This is a genomic window from Lysinibacillus sp. RU7 (assembly GCF_057837305.1).
Genome location: NZ_JBYQFK010000292.1, coordinates 1 through 239, shown reverse-complemented (window position 1 = coordinate 239; position 239 = coordinate 1). Strand labels below are relative to the sequence as shown.

The following is a 239-nucleotide window of genomic DNA, read 5'->3' as shown; positions in this document are numbered from 1 at the left end:
GGTGCGTCGCCGTTTCCCGATGAACACCGGCGCTGGATGGCGCGATGCCCAGCGACGCGGCGGGCGTGAAGGTGAGTTCTCCGAAATAGATGCCGTCGCGACCGTCGTACAGGTCGATGCGGACGAACTCGAACGGCGCCGATAGCGCTCGGGCGGCGGCGATCATCGTATCCAGCCGGTCGCGCGTCGCCATGGCGAAACCGTTTGGCGCGGTCAGGCCATCGCTTTCGTCCATCGCA

General features: G+C 66.5%; 1 protein-coding gene. It reads right to left on the bottom strand.

Annotation, left to right across the window (positions count from 1 at the left end):
• A partial coding sequence (locus tag AC3II9_RS22445; RefSeq protein ID WP_489158984.1) for an ATP-grasp fold amidoligase family protein occupies window positions 1–239 on the bottom strand: 239 nt, incomplete at both ends.